The following is a 3,091-nucleotide window of genomic DNA, read 5'->3' as shown; positions in this document are numbered from 1 at the left end:
GCTCTTTAACAATCTGGAACAAGCTGAAAAATTGAAATTCTCACTGATATCCTTGGGATATGAGTGAAGAGTCTCTCAAGCTGAACAATTCGAGACACTTTCGGGTTGTGAGGTTAAGCGACGAAGCGTACACGGTGGATGCCTAGGCAGTCAGAGGCGATGAAGGACGTGCTAATCTGCGAAAAGCGTCGGTAAGCTGATATGAAGCGTAATAGCCGGCGATGTCCGAATGGGGAAACCCAGTGCAATGCGTTGCACTATCATTAACTGAATTCATAGGTTAATGAGGCGAACCGGGGGAACTGAAACATCTCAGTACCCCGAGGAAAAGAAATCAACCGAGATTCCCCCAGTAGCGGCGAGCGAACGGGGAGGAGCCCAGAACCTGCATCAGCTCGGGCATCAGAGGAACGGTCTGGAAAGGCCGGCGAGAGAGGGTGACAGCCCCGTACTCGAAGATGACCGGGTTGTGAGTTCGAAGAGTAAGGCGGGACACGAGAAATCCTGTCTGAAGGTGGGGGGACCATCCTCCAAGGCTAAATACTCCTGACTGACCGATAGTGAACCAGTACCGTGAGGGAAAGGCGAAAAGAACCCCGGCGAGGGGAGTGAAAGAGAACCTGAAACCGTGTACGTACAAGCAGTGGGAGCCCCACCACCAAAGCGTTTCGCTTTGCGTGGTGTACAAAATGCGTAACGGCATCACAGCGGCACGGTTGGCGGAGCGACAGCGACGCCCAACACAAAAAACAAGCCGTGGAGCGTTTTGGGGTGGGGTGACTGCGTACCTTTTGTATAATGGGTCAGCGACTTATATTCTGTAGCGAGGTTAACCGCATAGGGGAGCCGTAGGGAAACCGAGTCTTAACTGGGCGAATGAGTTGCAGGGTATAGACCCGAAACCCGGTGAGCTAGCCATGGGCAGGTTGAAGGTTGGGTAACACTAACTGGAGGACCGAACCGACTAATGTTGAAAAATTAGCGGATGACCTGTGGCTGGGGGTGAAAGGCCAATCAAACCGGGAGATAGCTGGTTCTCCCCGAAAGCTATTTAGGTAGCGCCTCGTGAATTCATCTTCGGGGGTAGAGCACTGTTTCGGCTAGGGGGCCATCCCGGCTTACCAACCCGATGCAAACTGCGAATACCGAAGAATGGTATCACGGGAGACACACGGCGGGTGCTAACGTCCGTCGTGAAGAGGGAAACAACCCAGACCGCCAGCTAAGGTCCCGAAGTCATGGTTAAGTGGGAAACGATGTGGGAAGGCCCAGACAGCCAGGATGTTGGCTTAGAAGCAGCCATCATTGAAAGAAAGCGTAATAGCTCACTGGTCGAGTCGGCCTGCGCGGAAGATGTAACGGGGCTAAACCATGCACCGAAGCTGCGGCAGTGACGTTAAGGCGTTGCTGGGTAGGGGAGCGTTCTGTAAGCTGTTGAAGGTGGTGCCGTGAGGGCTGCTGGAGGTATCAGAAGTGCGAATGCTGACATAAGTAACGATAAAGCGGGTGAAAAACCCGCTCGCCGGAAGACCAAGGGTTCCTGTCCAACGTTAATCGGGGCAGGGTGAGTCGACCCCTAAGGTGAGGCCGAACGGCGTAGCTGATGGGAAACAGGTTAATATTCCTGTACTGAATGCGACTGCGAAGGGGGGACGGAGAAGGCTAGGCCATCCGGGCGACGGTTGTCCCGGTTTAAGCGTGTAGGTGGGAGGGGCAGGTAAATCCGCTCTTCCGTGAACACTGAGGCGTGATGACGAGCCGCTACGGCGGTGAAGTGGTTGATGCCCGGCTTCCAGGAAAAGCCTCTAAGCCTCAGGTCGTATTGAATCGTACCCCAAACCGACACAGGTGGTCAGGTAGAGAATACTCAGGCGCTTGAGAGAACTCGGGTGAAGGAACTAGGCAAAATGGTGCCGTAACTTCGGGAGAAGGCACGCTGGCGTTAGGTGAAGGGAGAAACACCCGGAGCCGAGGCCAGTCGCAGAGACCAGCTGGCTGCAACTGTTTATTAAAAACACAGCACTGTGCCAACACGTAAGTGGACGTATACGGTGTGACGCCTGCCCGGTGCTGGAAGGTTAATTGATGGGGTTAGCCGCGAGGCGAGGCTCTTGATAGAAGCCCCAGTAAACGGCGGCCGTAACTATAACGGTCCTAAGGTAGCGAAATTCCTTGTCGGGTAAGTTCCGACCTGCACGAATGGCGTAATGATGGCCAGGCTGTCTCCACCCGAGACTCAGTGAAATTGAACTCGCTGTGAAGATGCAGTGTACCCGCGGCAAGACGGAAAGACCCCGTGAACCTTTACTATAGCTTGACACTGAACATGGAGCCTTGATGTGTAGGATAGGTGGGAGGCTGAGAAGCGCGGACGCCAGTCTGCGCGGAGCCATCCTTGAAATACCACCCTTGAATGCTCGATGTTCTCACTTAGGCCCGTTATCCGGGCTGAGGACAGTGTCTGGCGGGTAGTTTGACTGGGGCGGTCTCCTCCCAAAGCGTAACGGAGGAGCACGAAGGTTGGCTAATCACGGTCGGACATCGTGAGGTTAGTGCAAAGGCATAAGCCAGCTTAACTGCGAGAGTGACGGTTCGAGCAGGTACGAAAGTAGGTCTTAGTGATCCGGTGGTTCTGCATGGAAGGGCCATCGCTCAACGGATAAAAGGTACTCCGGGGATAACAGGCTGATACCGCCCAAGAGTTCATATCGACGGCGGTGTTTGGCACCTCGATGTCGGCTCATCACATCCTGGGGCTGAAGTAGGTCCCAAGGGTATGGCTGTTCGCCATTTAAAGTGGTACGCGAGCTGGGTTTAGAACGTCGTGAGACAGTTCGGTCCCTATCTGCCGTGGGCGCAGGAAGATTGAAAGGGGCTGCTCCTAGTACGAGAGGACCGGAGTGGACGCACCGCTGGTGTACGGGTTGTCATGCCAATGGCATTGCCCGGTAGCTAAGTGCGGGAGAGATAACCGCTGAAAGCATCTAAGCGGGAAACTTGCCTTGAGATGAGTCTTCCCTTGACTTGAGGTCACGGAAGGAACGTTTAAGACGAAGACGTGGATAGGCTGGGTGTGTAAGCGCAGCGATGC

The 3,091-nt window shown here is 54.5% G+C and carries 1 rRNA gene; it reads left to right on the top strand.

Features of this window, described 5'->3' with window-relative positions:
• Window positions 1-111: 111 nt before the first annotated feature.
• Window positions 112-3,091 (top strand): 23S ribosomal RNA (locus tag AAC155_RS23865); the annotation flags it as partial.

It is taken from the genome of Photorhabdus sp. HUG-39 (assembly GCF_963878365.1).
In the GTDB taxonomy this organism is placed as follows: Bacteria; Pseudomonadota; Gammaproteobacteria; order Enterobacterales; family Enterobacteriaceae; genus Photorhabdus; species Photorhabdus kayaii.
This window is presented reverse-complemented; position numbering and strand designations above follow the sequence as displayed.